General features: G+C 68.6%; 19 protein-coding genes. 13 read left to right on the plus strand and 6 right to left on the minus strand.

Features of this window, described 5'->3' with window-relative positions; genetic code table 11:
* Positions 1–5: 5 nt before the first annotated feature.
* Both AB0M24_RS05280 and AB0M24_RS05285 read right to left on the minus strand, forming a co-directional pair.
* The gene (locus AB0M24_RS05280; RefSeq protein WP_363761277.1) at positions 6–869 is read right to left on the minus strand and encodes an SDR family oxidoreductase; all 864 of its coding nucleotides are present in this window, start codon (positions 867–869) and stop codon (positions 6–8) included.
* Entirely contained in the window at positions 866–1,621 is a 756-nt protein-coding gene (locus tag AB0M24_RS05285) for an SDR family oxidoreductase (protein ID WP_363761279.1), read from the minus strand. The genes AB0M24_RS05280 and AB0M24_RS05285 overlap by 4 nt, the downstream gene beginning before the upstream one ends.
* Before the next feature lie 70 nt (positions 1,622–1,691).
* Here AB0M24_RS05285 and AB0M24_RS05290 point away from each other — a divergent pair, with 70 nt between their 5' ends.
* From AB0M24_RS05290 to AB0M24_RS05305, 4 genes are read left to right on the plus strand one after another with little or no spacing between them, the layout of a single operon-like run.
* Complete coding sequence (locus AB0M24_RS05290) at positions 1,692–2,459, plus strand: enoyl-CoA hydratase family protein (RefSeq protein WP_363761281.1); 768 nt, start codon at positions 1,692–1,694, stop codon at positions 2,457–2,459.
* Entirely contained in the window at positions 2,434–3,207 is a 774-nt protein-coding gene (locus AB0M24_RS05295; protein ID WP_363761283.1) for a CoA-transferase, read from the plus strand. Before AB0M24_RS05290 ends, AB0M24_RS05295 begins: the two co-directional genes overlap by 26 nt.
* Entirely contained in the window at positions 3,204–3,917 is a 714-nt protein-coding gene (locus tag AB0M24_RS05300) for a CoA-transferase (protein ID WP_363761285.1), read from the plus strand. The genes AB0M24_RS05295 and AB0M24_RS05300 overlap by 4 nt, the downstream gene beginning before the upstream one ends.
* Entirely contained in the window at positions 3,914–4,963 is a 1,050-nt protein-coding gene (locus AB0M24_RS05305) for a nitronate monooxygenase (RefSeq protein WP_363761287.1), read from the plus strand. Before AB0M24_RS05300 ends, AB0M24_RS05305 begins: the two co-directional genes overlap by 4 nt.
* Here AB0M24_RS05305 and AB0M24_RS05310 read toward each other — a convergent pair.
* Genes AB0M24_RS05310 through AB0M24_RS05325 form a run of 4 tightly spaced genes read right to left on the minus strand, consistent with a single transcriptional unit; the run spans position 4,947 to position 8,514 of the window.
* Entirely contained in the window at positions 4,947–6,077 is a 1,131-nt protein-coding gene (locus AB0M24_RS05310; protein ID WP_363761289.1) for an acetyl-CoA C-acetyltransferase, read from the minus strand. The two genes, AB0M24_RS05305 and AB0M24_RS05310, sit on opposite strands and share 17 nt — an antisense overlap.
* Before the next feature lie 12 nt (positions 6,078–6,089).
* Positions 6,090–6,683 carry a TetR/AcrR family transcriptional regulator gene (locus AB0M24_RS05315; protein ID WP_363761291.1) on the minus strand — a complete coding sequence of 198 codons (594 nt, stop codon included), beginning with the start codon at positions 6,681–6,683 and terminating at the stop codon, positions 6,090–6,092.
* A gap of 14 nt (positions 6,684–6,697) precedes the next feature.
* Complete coding sequence (locus AB0M24_RS05320; protein ID WP_363761578.1) at positions 6,698–7,435, minus strand: SDR family oxidoreductase; 738 nt, start codon at positions 7,433–7,435, stop codon at positions 6,698–6,700.
* Positions 7,435–8,514, minus strand: coding sequence for an acyl-CoA dehydrogenase family protein (locus tag AB0M24_RS05325; RefSeq protein ID WP_363761292.1), 1,080 nt, complete (start codon positions 8,512–8,514; stop codon positions 7,435–7,437). Before AB0M24_RS05325 ends, AB0M24_RS05320 begins: the two co-directional genes overlap by 1 nt.
* A 46-nt stretch (positions 8,515–8,560) precedes the next feature.
* Between AB0M24_RS05325 and AB0M24_RS05330 the strand changes: the two genes are divergently transcribed.
* The 9 genes from AB0M24_RS05330 to AB0M24_RS05370 are packed head-to-tail and all read left to right on the plus strand — an operon-like array spanning position 8,561 to position 16,179.
* Positions 8,561–10,036 carry a FadD3 family acyl-CoA ligase gene (locus tag AB0M24_RS05330; RefSeq protein ID WP_363761294.1) on the plus strand — a complete coding sequence of 492 codons (1,476 nt, stop codon included), beginning with the start codon at positions 8,561–8,563 and terminating at the stop codon, positions 10,034–10,036.
* Entirely contained in the window at positions 10,033–10,863 is an 831-nt protein-coding gene (locus tag AB0M24_RS05335) for an enoyl-CoA hydratase (RefSeq protein ID WP_363761296.1), read from the plus strand. The genes AB0M24_RS05330 and AB0M24_RS05335 overlap by 4 nt, the downstream gene beginning before the upstream one ends.
* Entirely contained in the window at positions 10,863–11,954 is a 1,092-nt protein-coding gene (locus tag AB0M24_RS05340) for an acyl-CoA dehydrogenase family protein (protein ID WP_363761298.1), read from the plus strand. The genes AB0M24_RS05335 and AB0M24_RS05340 overlap by 1 nt, the downstream gene beginning before the upstream one ends.
* A complete protein-coding gene (locus AB0M24_RS05345; RefSeq protein WP_363761300.1) occupies positions 11,951–12,811 on the plus strand; it encodes an acyl-CoA dehydrogenase family protein in 861 nt (286 codons plus the stop codon). Before AB0M24_RS05340 ends, AB0M24_RS05345 begins: the two co-directional genes overlap by 4 nt.
* The gene (locus tag AB0M24_RS05350) at positions 12,808–13,803 is read left to right on the plus strand and encodes an acyl-CoA dehydrogenase family protein (RefSeq protein WP_363761302.1); all 996 of its coding nucleotides are present in this window, start codon (positions 12,808–12,810) and stop codon (positions 13,801–13,803) included. The genes AB0M24_RS05345 and AB0M24_RS05350 overlap by 4 nt, the downstream gene beginning before the upstream one ends.
* A gap of 42 nt (positions 13,804–13,845) precedes the next feature.
* Positions 13,846–14,346, plus strand: coding sequence for a YbaB/EbfC family nucleoid-associated protein (locus AB0M24_RS05355; RefSeq protein ID WP_363761304.1), 501 nt, complete (start codon positions 13,846–13,848; stop codon positions 14,344–14,346).
* A gap of 3 nt (positions 14,347–14,349) precedes the next feature.
* Positions 14,350–14,667 carry a type VII secretion target gene (locus AB0M24_RS05360; protein WP_363761306.1) on the plus strand — a complete coding sequence of 106 codons (318 nt, stop codon included), beginning with the start codon at positions 14,350–14,352 and terminating at the stop codon, positions 14,665–14,667.
* Positions 14,664–15,359 (plus strand): hypothetical protein, encoded by a 696-nt coding sequence (locus AB0M24_RS05365; RefSeq protein ID WP_363761308.1) that lies wholly within the window; start codon positions 14,664–14,666, stop codon positions 15,357–15,359. The genes AB0M24_RS05360 and AB0M24_RS05365 overlap by 4 nt, the downstream gene beginning before the upstream one ends.
* 4 nt (positions 15,360–15,363) lie before the next feature.
* Complete coding sequence (locus AB0M24_RS05370; protein ID WP_363761310.1) at positions 15,364–16,179, plus strand: hypothetical protein; 816 nt, start codon at positions 15,364–15,366, stop codon at positions 16,177–16,179.
* The last annotated feature ends 1 nt before the right edge of the window (position 16,180 follow it).

Genomic DNA, 16,180 nt, shown 5'->3' on the forward strand with positions numbered 1-16,180 from the left:
CGCGCTCAAGCTCCGTAAACGGGAACGGGGTGATCGTCCGCGACCAGTTTGCGGACCACCCCGCCCAGCTCCTCCGGCTCCCACCGATCGCCCTTGTCCACCTCGGGACCGCGCTGCCACCCGTGCGCCACGCAGATCCGCCCGCCGTCGACCTCGAACATCCGCCCGGTGACGTCCCCGGCCTCCTCGGACCCGAGCCAGACCACCAGCGGCGAGACGTTCTCGGGCGCCATCGCGTCGAACCCGTCCTCCGGCGCCGCCATCGTCTCCGCGAACGTCGCCTCGGTCATCCGGGTCCGGGCAGCGGGCGCGATCGCGTTCACCGTCACCCCGTAGCGAGCCAGTTCAGCGGCCGCCACCAGCGTCAGAGCCGAGATCCCCGCCTTGGCCGCCGAGTAGTTCGCCTGCCCGACGCTCCCGAACAGGCCCGCGCCGGACGACGTGTTGATCACGCGCCCCGACACCGAGCCGCCCGCCTTGTGCACCGCTCGCCAGTGGGCGCCGGCGTGCCGCAGCAACGCGAAGTGGCCCTTCAAATGCACCCGCACGACCTCGTCGAACTCGTCCTCGCCACAGCTCACGATCATGCGGTCGCGCACGATTCCGGCGTTGTTCACGAGCACGTCGAGTCCGCCGAACGTCGACACCGCCGCGTCGACCACCCGTGCGGCGCCGGCCCAGGTGCCGATGTCGTCGGTGTTCACCACCGCACGAGGCCCGATCAGCGATGCCACCTCGGCAGCAGGTCCCACCGACAGGTCGTTCACCACGACTCGTGCGCCCGCAGCGGCGAACGCCAGGGCGTGCGCACGTCCGATGCCTCGGCCCGCTCCCGTGACGATGACGACCCGGTCCTCGCACAAGCTCATGACGAACCCCCATCAGTGTCGGCGGCACCCAGGAACGCGGGTACCTCTCCCCCGCCATGCACAACCAAAGTCGCACCGGTCACGTAAGAAGCCAGCGGCGAGGCCAGGAACACCGCGCACGCGCCAACCTCGTCCGGCGTGGCCAGCCGCCCCAACGGCACAGTGCGAGACACCGCCTCGATCCCGGCTTCAGACCCGTAGTGCAGGTGCGACTGCTCGGTCCGCACCATCCCGACGGCCAGGGAGTTCACCCGCACCCGAGGCGCCCACTCGACAGCCAAAGAGGCAGTCAGGTTGTCCAGCCCGGCCTTCGCGGCGCCGTAAGCAGCGGTCCCCGGCGACGGACGGCGGCCGGACACGCTGCTCACCATCACGATCGACCCGCCGGACTCGCGCATCACGGAGTAAGCGGCCTGCGACACGAGCAGAGGTGCCAGCAGGTTCAGCTCCACGATCTTCTGGTGGAACCGCGGCGAAGCCTTGTCCGCCAACGCGAACGGCGCGCCACCGGCGTTGTTGACCACGACGTCGAGCCGCCCGAACCGGGAAACCACCGAAGACATCAGCGACGAGACCTGCTCGGCGTCCCGGACATCACACGGGAAGAAGGTGGCGCCAGGCACGTCAGCGGGACGACGGGCGCAAACAACAACAGTCGAACCGGCCGAGAGGAACGCGCGGGTGATCCCGAGACCGACACCCCGCACGCCGCCCGTCACCAGGACAACGCTTCCGTCGAGGGACAGTTCCACGATGCACCTACCCCGGTCGCTCCGGCGCTGCTAAATTACCAAGCAATCGCTTGGTTCGGAAGGCGGCGCGATGGGAATCTCCAGCAGCCACACCGAAAACGGCATCATCGAGGTCACGGTCGACTATCCCCCGGTCAACGCCATCCCGTCCCAGGGCTGGTTCGAGCTGGCCAAGGCGATCACGCAGGCCGGCGAGGACCCGGAAGCACGGGTCGTGATCCTCAGAGCCGAGAACCGCGGCTTCTGCGCGGGCGTCGACCTCAAGGAGATGCAGCGCACGCCCGGTCACGCGGCACTGATCGCGGCGAACCGCGGTTGTGCCAAGGCTTTCGCGGCCGTGTACGACTGCGAGGTGCCGGTCATCGCCGCGGTCAACGGGTTCTGCCTCGGCGGCGGCGTCGGGCTCGTCGGCAACGCGGACATCATCGTCGCGTCCGACGACGCCACGTTCGGCCTCCCCGAGGTCGACCGGGGTGCGCTCGGCGCGGCGACGCACCTGGCCAGGCTCGTCCCGCAGCACCTGATGCGGACCCTGTACTACACGGCCCGCAACGTCAGCGCGCAAACCCTGCACCACCACGGCAGCGTCATCGAGATCACCACGCGCGACGAGCTCGACGACGCGGCGCGCGAGATCGCCAGGGAGATCGCCAAGAAGGACCCGACGGTGATCCGCGCGGCCAAGGAGGCGATCAACGGCATCGACCCGCAGCGCGTGCACCAGAGCTACCGCTTCGAGCAGGGCTTCACCTTCGAGCTCAACCTCACCGGCGTGTCGGACCAGGCCCGGCAGGCCTTCGTGGACGGAAACCATGCGCGACAAGCGAATGACAGCTGACGAGGTCGTCGGCACGATCAAGGACGGCATGACCGTCGGCATCGGCGGCTGGGGCTCGCGGCGCAAGCCGATGGCACTGGTCGAAGCCATCCTCAGGACCGATCTCAAGGACCTCACCGTGGTCAGCTACGGCGGCCCGGACGTCGGGATGCTGTGCGCGGCGGGGAAGGTTCGCAAGCTGGTCTACGGCTTCGTCTCGCTCGACACCATCCCGTACGACCCGCACTTCAAACGGGCCAGGGAAACCGGTGCGATCGAGGTGCTGGAGCTCGACGAGGGCATGTTCCAGACCGGGCTGCGGGCAGCGGGACATCGGCTTCCGTTCCTGCCGATCAGGGCCGGACTGGGTTCGGACGTGCTCAAGTACGCCCCGGAGCTCAAGACCATCCGCTCCCCTTACGACGACGGCGAAGAGCTGGTCGCGATGCCCGCGCTGAAGCTCGACGTCGCGCTGGTGCACCTCAACCGCGCGGACAAGCACGGCAACGCCCAGTACCTCGGCCCGGACCCGTACTTCGACGACCTGTTCTGTCTGGCCGCGGACCGGCGTTACGTCTCGTGCGAGCAGATCGTGGAGCAGTTCGACGGGCCGCCACAAACGTTGCTGCTCAACCGGATGATGGTCGACGGCGTCGTGGAAGCACCAGGTGGGGCCGGGTTCACGAGCTGCGTCCCCGACTACCCGCGCGACGAGGCCCGGCAGCGCGAGTACGCCGCGGCCGCCGCGGAAGGAAGGCTCCTCGCATGAGCGACATCACCAGGGCCGAGATCTGCGTGGCGGCGTGCGCGGACCTGTTCGCGGGCGCCGGCGAGACGCTCGCCAGCCCGATGGGCCTCATCCCGTCGCTGGGCGCCAAGCTGGCCCGCCTCACCACCGAGCCCGATCTGCTGCTCAGCGACGGCGAGGCGTTCCTGCTCACACCGGAGTCCACTGTGGAGGGTTGGCTGCCGTACCGGAAGGTGTTCGACGTCGTCGCGCACGGCCGCCGGCACGTTGTCATGGGCGCGAACCAGGTGGACAGGTTCGGCAACCAGAACATCTCCGCGATCGGCGACCACGCGCGGCCGACCCGCCAACTGCTCGGGTTCCGCGGCGCTCCCGGCAACACGATCAACCACCGCACCAGCTACTGGGTCCCGCGGCACAGCCCTCGCGTGCTGGTCGACGCGGTCGACGTGGTCTCCGGTGTCGGCTACGACCGTGCTGTCGGCCCGTTCCACGACATCCACCGGGTCGTCACGAACCTCGCGGTGCTTGATTTCACCACTCCGGACCACTCGATGCGGCTGGTCTCCACGCATCCCGGTGTGTCCGTGGACGAAGTCCAGAAGCAGACAGCGTTCGAACTGGTTGCCGACGACGTCACCGAAACGCGGCTCCCGACCGACGAGGAGATCAAGCTCATCCGCACGGTGCTCGATCCGGATGCCAAGCGGGACAAGGAAGTTCCGTCATGAGAACCGCACTGACCGAGCTCGTCGGCGTCCGGCACCCGATCGTGCAGACCGGCATGGGCTGGGTCGCGGGGCCACGACTGGTCTCCGCGACCGCCGAGGCTGGCGGGCTGGGCATTCTCGCCTCGGCCACCATGACCTACGCCGAGCTCGAAGCCGCCATCAAGGAAACCCGCTCCCGCACGTCCAACCCGTTCGGCGTGAACCTCCGAGCCGATGCCGCGGACGCACCGGACCGCGTCGACCTGATCATCCGCGAGCAGGTCAAGGTCGCATCGTTCGCGCTCGCCCCGAAACCGGACATGATCGCCAAGCTCAACGACGCCGGAGTCGTGGTCATCCCGTCGATCGGGGCAGCGAGGCACGCCGAGAAGGTCGCCAAGTGGGGCGCCCACGCGGTGATCGTGCAGGGCGGCGAAGGCGGCGGCCACACCGGCGGGGTCGCCACGACCCTGCTGCTCCCGAGCGTGCTGGATGCCGTCGACATCCCGGTGATCGCGGCCGGCGGCTTCTTCGACGGCCGAGGTCTCGCCGCGGCACTCGCGTACGGTGCGGCCGGCATCGCGATGGGCACGAGGTTCCTGCTCACCCAGGAAAGCACTGTGCCATCAGCGGTCAAAGAGGCCTACCTGCAACGGGATCTCAACGGCACGGTCGTCACCACCCGCGTCGACGGCCTGCCGCACCGAGTTCTACGCACCGACCTCGTCAACCACCTCGAACAGTCTGGCAAACTCAGCAGCCTCACCAGAGCAGTGACAAACGCGGCCAAGTTCCGCAAGCACACCGGTCTGTCGTGGCGGAACATGATCAAAGAAGGCCTGGCCATGAAACACGGCAAGGACCTCACCTGGTCCCAGGTGATCATGGCCGCGAACACGCCGATGCTGCTGCGCGCCGGCCTGGTGGAAGGCAGGACCGACGCGGGCGTGCTCGCGTCGGGTCAGGTCGCCGGGATGCTCAGCGACCTGCCCACGTGCGCCGAACTGATCAACACCATCGTCGAGGACGCCGAGCGGATCATCGACAAGCTCAGAGACGTTCGATGATCGTCACGTTCGCCTGGCCGCCGCCCTCGCACATCGTCTGCAACCCGTACCGGCCGCCGGACCGCTCCAGCTCGTGCAGCAACGTCGTGAACAACTTCGTCCCGGTGGCGCCGATCGGGTGCCCGAGAGCCAGCGCTCCCCCGTTGACGTTGACGCGCGCGAGATCGACCTTGAGCTCCTTCGCCCACGCCATCGGCACAGACGCGAACGCCTCGTTGATCTCGAACAGGTCGATGTCCGAAATGGACATCCCGGCCCGGTCCAACGCGTACCGGGTCGCCCGGATCGGCGCCGTCAGCATGTAGATCGGGTCGGATCCACGCGCCGAGATGTGGTGCACCCGAGCCCTGGGCGTCAACTTGTGTTCGCGCACAGCCTGTTCCGACACCACCAGCACCGCCGAAGCACCATCCGAGATCTGCGACGACAACGCGGCCGTCGTCCGCCCACCCGGACGCAACGGGTGCAGCGCCGCCATCTTCTCGGCGCTGGTGTCCGGCCGCGGGCACTCGTCGTGCACGACCCCGTCGACCGGCGCGATCTCCCGGTCGAACCGGCCCTCCTTGATCGCGGTGATCGCCCGGAGATGGCTCTGCAGCGCGTACTCCTCCATCTCGCGCCGAGACAGGTCCCACCGCACCGCGATCAGGTCAGCGGCACGGAACTGGTTGACCTCCTCGTCGCCGTACCGGTGCTGCCAGCCCTCGCAGCCCTCGAACGGGCTCACCGTCATCGCGGAGGAGATCGGCACCTGCGACATGTTCTGCACGCCACCGGCGACGATCACGTCCGCCGTGCCGCTCATCACCGCCTGCGCCGCGAAGTGCAGCGCCTGCTGGCTCGACCCGCACTGCCGGTCGACCGTCACCCCCGGCACCTGCTCCGGGAACCCCGCCGCCAGCCAGGACGTCCGTGCGATGTCGCCCGCCTGCGGCCCGACCGTGTCCACGCACCCGAAGATCACGTCGTCCACGTCGGTCGGGTCGACGTCCACCCGGTTGAGCAGCGCGGTGATCACGTGCGCACCGAGATCGGCCGGATGCACGTGGCTCAGCTCGCCGCCACGCCGTCCAGCCGGGGTCCGCACAGCCTCGATGATGTACGCCTCGGCCACGAGGGCCCTCCCTTAGTTCTTGTTCCTCCGACGGCCAGTGGCGATGCCGTCGAGCAAAATCGCGAGGTACTGGTCGGCGACCGTCTCCGCTGACAGTCCGCCCGAAGGCCGGTACCACCTGACCGCGACCCACACCGTGTCGCGGATGAACCGGTAGGCCAGATCGACGTCGAGATCGGCGCGGAACACGCCCGCGCGCATGCCGTCCTCCAGCAGCACCGTCCACAGCTTGCGGAACTCCACGTTGCGGTCCTCGAGGTAGGAGAACCGTTCCAGCGGCATGAGGTGCTTGGACTCGTTCTGGTAGATCGCGACCTCGGCGTGCCGGGTGTCGATCGCCTCGAACGACGCCACGACCATGGCCTTCAACGTCTGCTTCGGCTCGAGGCCGGCGTCGACGATCTCCCGGTACGACGCGAACAGCTCGTCCAGGAACGTCCGCAGGATCTCGTCCACCATCGACTCCTTCGAGTCGAAGTGGTGGTAGAGGCTGCCGGACAGGATGCCCGCCGCGTCCGCGATGTCCCTGACCGTGGTCTGCCCGTAGCCACGTTCCGCGAACATCCTGGCCGCGAGCTCCAGCAGCTCGGCCCTTCTCCCGCTCACCGGTCGGTCCTTCCTCATGGGTGCTGACTGCTCACCGAGACGACCTCGCCAGTGAGGTAGGACGAGTAGTCGCTGGCGAGGAACACGATCACATTCGCGACCTCCCAGGGCTCGGCGGCGCGCCCGAAAGCCTCCCGGGACGCCAGTTCGGTCAGCAGCTCCTCACTGGTGACCTTGGCGAGGAACGGGTGCGCCGCCAAGCTCGGCGCGACCGCGTTCACCCGGATGCCGTGCTCGGCGACGTCCATCGCGGCGCACCGCGTCAACGCCATGACTCCCGCTTTCGCTGCCGCGTAATGGGCTTGACCCTTCTGGGCGCGCCAGCCGATCACACTGGAGTTGTTAACGACGACACCGCTTCGTTGGGCGACCATTTGGCGTAGTGCGGCCCTGGTGCAGCGGAAGGTGCCGTTGAGCGTCACGTCCAGCACTCGTGACCACTCGTCGTCGGCCATGTCCAGCACCGACTTCTCACCGCCGAGGCCCGCGTTGTTGACCATGACGTCGATGCGCCCGAACCGTTCTACGGTGCCGTCGATCAGCGCTTGGACCTGCTCCTCGTTGGTCACGTCGCACGGGATGGCGTGCGCTGTGCCGAGTGCCTCGTGGGTTTCCTTGAGGCGGCGCTCGTGCCAGTCGGAGATGATCACGGTCGCGCCTTCTTCGAGGCAGCGCTTCGCGGTCGCCGAGCCGATGCCGGTGCCCGCCGCGGCCGTCACCACCACGACTTTGTCCTTGAGCAGGTTGTTCATCATCGCGGCAACCCCAGGATTCGGTGCGCGATGATCTCGCGCTGGATCTCGTCCGAGCCGCCGTAGATCGTCTCCGCGCGGCTGAACAGGAACATGCTCTGCCACTCGTTGCCGTCGAGCATCGACTCGGGCCCGAGCGACTCCATCGCGAGCTCACCGAGCCGGCGGTGCCAGCTACCCCAGAACAGCTTCAGCACGGACGCCTCCGGGCCGGGGTCGTCGTTCATCGTCCTGAGCGTGTGCGAGCGCATGACGTGCAGTTCCATCCACGCTCTGGTTAGCTTGTCCTGCATGTGGTCCGGTGCCTGCGCCCTGATCGCGTCGAGCTGGCGGCGGAAGCTGACCTGGTGGCCGAGCATCGCGGTGCCGCGTTCGAAGCCGAGCGTGGCCATGGCGATCTTCCAACCCTCGCCCGGCTGGCCCACGATGTTGTCCTTCGCGGTGACAGCGCCGTCGAAGAAGACCTCGTTGAACTCGGACGTGCCGGTGAGCTGGCGGATCGGCCGGACCTCGATGCCCGGCTGATCCATGGGCACGAGCAGGTAGGACAAGCCGTGGTGGCGTTGCGAGCCCGGTTCGGTGCGGCACAGGACGAAGATCCAGTCCGAGTAGTGCGCGTTCGACGTCCAGATCTTCTGGCCGTCGATCACCCACCGGTCGCCGTCGAGGCGCGCTTTGGTCTGCACGTTCGCCAGGTCCGAGCCCGCGTTCGGTTCGGAGTAGCCCTGGCACCACAGCTCGTCGAGGTTCTTGATCTTCGGCAGGAAGCGTTCTTTCTGGGCCTGAGTGCCGAACGCGATGAGCGTCGGGCCGAGCAACCCTTCGCCGACGATGTCGACCTTCGCGGGCGCGTCGGCCTCCGCGTACTCCTCGTGGAAGACGACCTGTTCCTCCACGCTGCGCTCGCCGGGCCAGCCGAGGCACGTCCACCCGTTCGCCGCCAGGTGCCGGTGCCAGCGCAGCCGTCCCTCGAACGCCTCGTGCTCGCGGCCGGGTCCACCCAGGCCGCGCAGCTCAGCGAACTCACCGACGAGGTTGGCGGACAACCATTCCCGCACCTCGCGCCGGAAGGACTCCATGGGCCATACTCTAACCTACCAAGCACTTGCTTTGGAGGACGTCACTGTGAGCGATCCAAGCAGGCAAACGGTTTCAGCTGTGCTCGACCGGGCCGCTGCTTCGTACATCGACGCGGAAGCGTTGGTGGACGGGGAAGTCAGGCTCACCTACCCCGCGCTGCGCGCGTCCGTGCACTCGTCGGCGCGTGCTCTCATCGGGATGGGCGTGCGGCCGGGTGATCGGGTGGCTTTGTGCGCGCCCAACTCCGCGCAATGGGTGATCGCGGCGCTCGGGGCGTTGTGCGCCGGGGCCGCGCTCGTGCCGATCAACACCCGCTACACGGCCACGGAGACGGTGGACATCCTGCGGCGCAGTGCCGCGCGGGCCTTGATCGTGGAAGGTGAGTTCCTGGGGCGGGATCGGCTGGCGGAGTTGCGGGCGTTGTCCTCGGATCTGCCCGAGGTGCTGGTGCGGTTGCCGATCGCGTGGTCCGGTCCAGATGTGGATCTTCCGCTGGTGTCCGAAGATCAGCTCTGCGACGTCATGTACACCTCTGGGACGACCGGGCGCAGCAAGGGCGCGATGAGCGCGCACCGGCAGTCGCTCGGGGTGGCGCAGGCGTGGGCGGACTGTGGCGAGTTGTCTTCTTCGGACCGGTATTTGATCGTCAACCCGTTCTTCCACACCTTCGGTTACAAGGCCGGGATTCTGGCCTGTCTGCTCACCGGCGCGACGATGGTGCCGCAGCCGGTGTTCGACGTGGTCGAGACGATGCGGCTGATCGAACGGGAACGGATCACCGTGCTGCCTGGGCCGCCGACGATCTTCCAGTCGCTGCTGGACCACCCTGAGCGCGACTCGTTCGACCTCTCGAGTCTGCGGCTGGCGGTCACCGGTGCCGCTGTCGTGCCCGTGGTGCTGATCGAACGGCTGCGGGCCGAGCTGTCGCTGACCGTGCTCACCGCGTACGGGCTGACTGAGGCCGTCGTCGCCACCATGTGCCGTCCCGGCGACTCACCTGAGACCGTCGCGCACACGTGCGGGCGGCCGATGGCGGGGTTCGAGTTGCGGCTGGGCGAGCAGGACGAGGTGTTGCTGCGCGGCCCCAACGTGATGCTCGGCTATCTCGACGATCCCGAAGCGACGGCTTTGGCTGTGGATGCTGACGGGTGGCTGCACACCGGGGATGTCGGTCGCGTCGACTCGCGGGGCTACCTGTCGATCACGGACCGGCTCAAGGACATGTACATCTGCGGTGGGTTCAACGTGTACCCGGCCGAGATCGAACAGGCCCTGGCCCGGCTGCCCGGCGTGGCCGAGTCCGCCGTGGTCGGGATGGCCGACGCGCGGCTCGGCGAGGTGGGCGTCGCGCACGTCGTGGTGTCCGCCGGTTCGTCGCTGACCGCGGACGAGGTGATCGCGTTCTGCCGGGAACGCCTCGCGAACTACAAGGTGCCGCGGGTGGTCGAGTTCGTGCCGGCACTCCCCCGCAACGCCATGGGCAAGGTCCTCAAGACCCAACTGCGCAAGGAGAACGCGTGACAGTCTCGTATGAGCGGCGGGACGCGGTCGCCGTCGTGACCATGAACCGCCCCGAGTACCGCAACGCGCAGAACTCGGCGATGACCTACGCGTTGGACGAGGCTTTCACCCGCGCGGTCAACGACGCCGAGGTCAAGGTGATCGTGCTGGCCGGTGCCGGCGACCATTTCTCGGCAGGCCACGACATCGGCTCGCCAGGCCGTGACGTCGACCAGTCGTTCGAGCGCAAAGCCGTGCTGTGGTGGGACCACGTCGGGCGTGAGGGCGGTGATCTCCGGTTCGCCCGCGAGATGGAGGTCTACCTCGGGATGTGCCGGCGGTGGCGCGAGATCCCGAAGCCGATGATCGCGATGGTGCAGGGCGCGTGCGTGGCGGGCGGCCTGATGCTCGCCTGGGTGTGCGACCTGATCGTGGCGGCCGAGGACGCGTTCTTCGCGGATCCCGTGGTGCGCATGGGAATCCCGGGCGTCGAGTACTTCGCCCACCCGTGGGTGCTCGGTCCGCGCGCCGCGAAGGAGGTGCTCTTCACCGGCGACCGCTTCTCCGCCCAGCGCGCCTACGAGTGGGGCATGGTCTCGCGCGTCGTGCCTCGCTCCTCGTTGGAGACTGCGGCTTTCGAGCTGGCCGGGCGGATCTCCGCGATGCCGCAGTTCGGGCTGGCGCTGGCGAAGAAGGCAGTCAACCAGTCCGAGGACCTGATGGGCATGCGGTCCGGCATGGACTCGGTGTTCGGGCTGCACCACCTCGCGCACGCGCACAACGCCGAGGTGAGCCCCGACGCGTTGGCGGGCATGGACGCCCGTTCGATGAAGAAGGCCTCCAGCTGATGGACCTGTCTCTCGACGCCGCTTCGCTGGAGTTCCGGGCCGAGGTGCGGTCGTGGCTGGCCGCGCACGTCCGGCCACTGTCCTCGATGGACACCGCTGCGGGCTTCGAGGAGCACCGTTCGTGGGAACGGCTGCTGGCTTCTTCGCGGCTGTCGGTCGTGTCGTGGCCTGAGGAGTTCGGCGGGCGGTCACTCGGGCTCCTGCAGTGGCTGATCTTCGAGGAGGAGTACCACGCTGCCGGCGCTCCCGGCCGGGTGTCGCAGAACGGCATCTTCCTGCTGGCGCCGACTTTGTTCTCCCACGGCACTCCTGAGCAGCAGTCTCGGATCCTGCCGCCGATGGCCCGCGGCGACGAGGTGTGGGCGCAGGCGTGGTCCGAGCCCGAGGCCGGGTCCGACCTGGCTTCGTTGCGCAGCACGGCGGTTCGGGCCGACGGCGGCTGGCTGTTGCGCGGGCAGAAGACGTGGAGCTCGCGGGCGGCTTTCGCGGACCGTGCGTTCGGGCTGTTCCGGACGTCCGCTGAAGGACGTCACCGCGGCCTGACCTACCTGATGTTCGACCTGCGGGCTCCCGGTGTCACGGTCCGGCCGATCGCCCAGCTCGACGGCGAGCCCGGCTTCGCGGAGATCTTCCTGGACGACGTGTTCGTGCCGGACCGCGACGTGATCGGTGCCGTCGGCGACGGCTGGCGGGTGGCGATGAGCACCGCGGGCAACGAACGCGGCCTCTCCCTGCGCAGCCCAGGCCGGTTCGTCGCCGCCGCCGGACGGCTGGTGGAGCTGTACCGCAAGAACCCCGACCCGGCCTTGCGCGATCGGGTCGTGGACGCGTGGATCGGGGCGCAGGCGTACCGGCTGCACACGTTCGGAGCGTTGGGGAACCCGCCCACCGGTCCGGCGGCCAGCGTGACGAAGGTGTTCTGGTCCGAGCTGGACGTGTCGGTGCACGAGACCGCACTCGATCTGCTGGGCGAGGTCGCGCCGGGGTGGCGGGACGGGTGGCTGTTCTCGCTGGCCGGGCCGATCTACGCGGGTACGAACGAGATCCAGCGCAACGTGATCGCCGAACGGATCCTGGGGCTGCCGCGATGATGTTCACGTTGTCTCCGGAGCAGACGGACTTCGCCGCGGTGCTGCACGGGTTTCTCGGCGCGGGGAAGCGGGACCTGGCGTCGCTCGGGGTGGACGAGGTCACCGACCCGGTGGATTTGGTCGTGGTGTTCGAGGAGTTGGGGCATCACGCGGTGGAAGGGCCGCTGGTGGAATCGCTGGCGGTGGTCCCGGCGCTGGCTGGACACTCGGCTCGGGGCGGGGCCGGGGCTGGGAGCAGAGGCGGAGGCGGACTTGGCGCTGGGACCTGGTCCGTTGCCTTTCCACCACTTCTCCCCCATGCCGTCATAGCCGACCACTACCTCCTGGTCCAGGCCGACGCCCTCCACCACGCCACCCCTGGCACCGAGCTGTCCTCCGTGGACCCGGCCCGCACTCTCGTCGAGCTCACCGCCGGCCCGGTCATCGCCACCGACGTCCCCGCAGCCCGAGCCTTCAACCTCGGCGTCCTCACCTGCTCAGCCCAGCTCCTCGGCCTCGGCCGCGCCATGCTGGAAATGACCACGGCACATGTGCTGACTCGGACCCAGTTCGGCAAGCCCATCGGCCAGTTCCAGGCGGTGAAGCACCACCTCGCGAACGTCCTCATCGGACTGGAGCTCGCCCGGCCCCTGGTGTTCGGCGCGGCCGTCACCATGACAGAACGCGACGTCTCGGCGGCCAAGGTCGCCACCTCCGAGGCCGCCTGGCAAGCCGCCCGCACCGCCCTGCAGGTCCACGGCGCGATCGGCTACACCGCCGAGCACGAGCTGAGCCGGTTCCTGTTGCAGACCCGAGCCCTGCGCACCGCGTGGGGCAGCCCGTCGATGCACCGAGCGCGCGTGCTGGAGGCGTTGTGACACCGGAACAAGAGGCACTCCGCGACGCCGTCCGCAGCCTGCTCGACAAGCACTCGGACGTCCGCGCCGCCATCGAGACCCCGCACGGCTACGACAAGGCGTTGTGGGCCAGGCTCTGCGACATCGGCGTGCTCCCGATCCCGGAGGAGCACGGCGGATCCGGCGCGACCCGAGCCGAAACCCACATCGCGCTGGAAGAGCTCGGGCGCACGCTCACGCCGTCGCCACTGCTCGCCTGCACCATCGCCGTCCAGGCGCTCGCCGGCAACGGCCCGTTGCTGCGCCGGATCGCCGACGGAGCGATCGCCACGATCGCGTGGGACCACACCGAGATCAGCACAACCGAGGCGTTCGACTACCCGGAGGTCAACGGCGCCAGCGACTACCTCGACGGCACCGCCCGCTACGTCCTCGACGGCGACCTAGCCGAGATTCTCCTGGTCAGCGACGGCACCCACCTCTACGAGGTCGACCCGCGCACAGTGACCGTGGAACACACCCCGACCGTCGACCAGACCCGCCGCCTCGCCACGATCCACTTCGCCGACGCCCCCGCCACCCGCCTGGGACGCTGGAAGCCCGAGATCGAGGACGCGGCACTGGCGGCGCTCGCGGCCGAGCAGGTCGGCGCCGCGCAGAGGGCACTGGAGCTCACCGTCGAGTACACCAAGACGCGCGTCCAGTTCGGACGGCCGCTCGCGTCGTTCCAGGCGTTGAAGCACCGCATGTCCGACATGCACGTGCTGGTCGAGACCGCCAGGTCAGCCGCACGAGCCGCAACGGACGAGGTGTCCGCGGCGGTCGCCAAGGTCTACTGCTCGGAAGCCCTCACCAAGGTCGCGGCCGAGATGGTCCAGCTGCACGGCGGCATCGCGATCACCTGGGAGCACGACGCCCACCTGTACTTCAAACGCGCGCACGGCAGCGCCCAGCTGTTCGGCAGCCCCGCCCACCACCTCGAGCGCCTCCGAAAGTGGAACAGTTCGCGGTGATGCACCCGTCCACGGCAGGTGATCTTCCTAAAGTCGTCTGCTGTGGACATCCTCGACCCGGCAGCCGCGCACGAACACCTCGCCGCGTGGAAGGACCGGATAGACCAGGTCGCCGCCACCACCGCGGCCATGAGCGCACGCCTGCAGGAGCTGCGGATCACCGCCCGCGACCGCATGGCCGAGGTGACGGTCGACTCCGCGGGCAAGCTCGTCGAGCTGCGCCTCACCGAGGAGATCCACCGCGCCGCGCCCGACGTCGTGGCGCGCACGATCATGGCCACCCTCCGCACCGCGCAGGGCCAGCTGGCGTCCCGGACCAGCGAGATCATCAACGGCACGGTTGGCCCGAACTCGGCGACCGGTCAGGCGATCGAAGCGACCTACAGCGCCGCCGCAGGCCAGGGTGGGCCGACGAGCCATGGTTCCGCGACCGACCAGAGCCACCCCTCCGCGCCGGGGCGACCACCCGCCGTCCAACCGAGGCGCCCAAGGCCACCGGACGATGACGACGACTACTCGGTCTCCGTCACCGAGGAGGGCTGACGCGTGTCCCAGGCGTTCCACGTCACCCCGGAAGAGCTGCGCAAGCACGCCGCCAACGTCGAAGCCGTCAAGAACCGCTTCGCCGCCGTGAAGTCGGCGAGCGCCCACATCCAGCGCAACGACCAGGCGTTCGGACTGATGTGCGCGTGGATGACCTTCGTCCTCGACGCCCGTCACACCACCACGGACAACCTCATCGCCTACGCGCAGGAGAACCTCGACGTCTCCGCCTACGAACTGCGTGCCACCGCCGACCACTACGAGGGCGTCGACTCCGAGCAGGCGGTCTGCGTCGACAGGTCAGGAGGGTCGTCGCGATGACGGATCTGGTGGCCCCGGTCGTCTCGTCGCAGCACGCCTGGACCGGGTCGAGCATGGCCGACGGCCTCGAAGGGCTCATCAAGGCGATCGACTCGCGCAGCTGGGTCGACGGGGCGCTGGCCGGCTTCGGGCTGGCCATCGAGGCCGGCGCGACCTACCTCGACCCGTTCGGCGCGCTGCTGTCCAACGGCCTCGGCTGGGCGATGGAGTACTTCGAGCCGCTGCGCGGGATTCTCGACGAGCTCACCGGCATGCCCGACGTCGTCAAGGCCCAGGCCGCGACCTGGCAGAACATGGCGCAGGAGCTGTCCCGCATGTGCTCGCAGCTCCAGTCCAACCTGGACGGTGACACGCCGGGCTGGCTCGGCGACGCCAAGAACTCCTACCGCGGCCTGATGGTCAACAACGTCGACGGCCTCGCCGGGTTGTCCGCCATCTGCACGGCGATGGCGCTGGCGACCGAGGGTGCGGGCGGACTGGTCGAGATGACCAGGGAGTTCGTCCGCGACTTCATCGCCGACTGTGTGGGCCGGGTCGTCGTGTGGGCGCTGGAGGCACTGCTCGCCGTCACGATTCCCGTGGTCGCCGCGCAGATCGCCGCCGCGGTCGTCAAATGGGCCGCCCGCATCTACACGTACGTGACGGCGCTGATCACCAGCCTCACGAACCTCTCGAAGCTCCTGAACGGCTGAGGCGATGACACCGAAGCCCAAGGTCAAGACGCATCCACACGGCAGCGGCCCCACCACGCCGCACCCGCACCCGACGACGCCGAACACACCACACGCCAAGATTCCGGCGGCCACGAGCCTGCAGTCGTTCCAGGCCAGCGTGCAGACGGTCCTGACGAAGGGACGGCCCACCGGCACACAGCCGGCACCCCAGGCGAACGCCCAGACCACCACCCCGCAGCAGGTAGCCACACCACACCTACCACCGAAACCGACAGCGCCGCCGCGCGTCGACGACATGCATCACACCCCCAGGTCGGTGAAGCACATCCTCGACGGCGAAGGCAACAGCAAGGGCGGCCACCAAGCCGGTTTCGGCGTCCCCAAGAAGATGGAGTTCCCGTACGGCTGGGGCCGGATCAAGATCCTCGACGCGACACATCAGGTCACGCAGAACACCCAGCCCGTCAACGGACCGAAACTCGTCAAGGACCCGGCCACCAACACCGAAAGGTATGCCTACGACTACGTGGGCACGGTCGATGGCGTCCAGATCAAGGTGCACGTCTACGCGGACGGCGAGATCTACTCCGCGTATCCCCAGGGCGGCACCGGCGTGGTCAAGAACGACGCTTCCCCGACGGTGTCCAACCTGCCACCGAGCACCAGCCCCCGTTTCGGCCGCGCTGACGTCGGTGGCGACAACACCTGGGTCTGGGAAGGAAGGCGGGGCGACCAGCTCGTCCGGGTCACGACCGACCCGAACGGCGTGCGCGTGCATCAGGACGAGATTCTGGGCACCTGGCAGGGCAACAAGTTCATCCCCACTCCGAAACAGTGAC

The sequence above is a fragment of the Lentzea sp. NPDC051838 genome (assembly GCF_040681245.1).
In the GTDB taxonomy this organism is placed as follows: Bacteria; Actinomycetota; Actinomycetes; order Mycobacteriales; family Pseudonocardiaceae; genus Lentzea.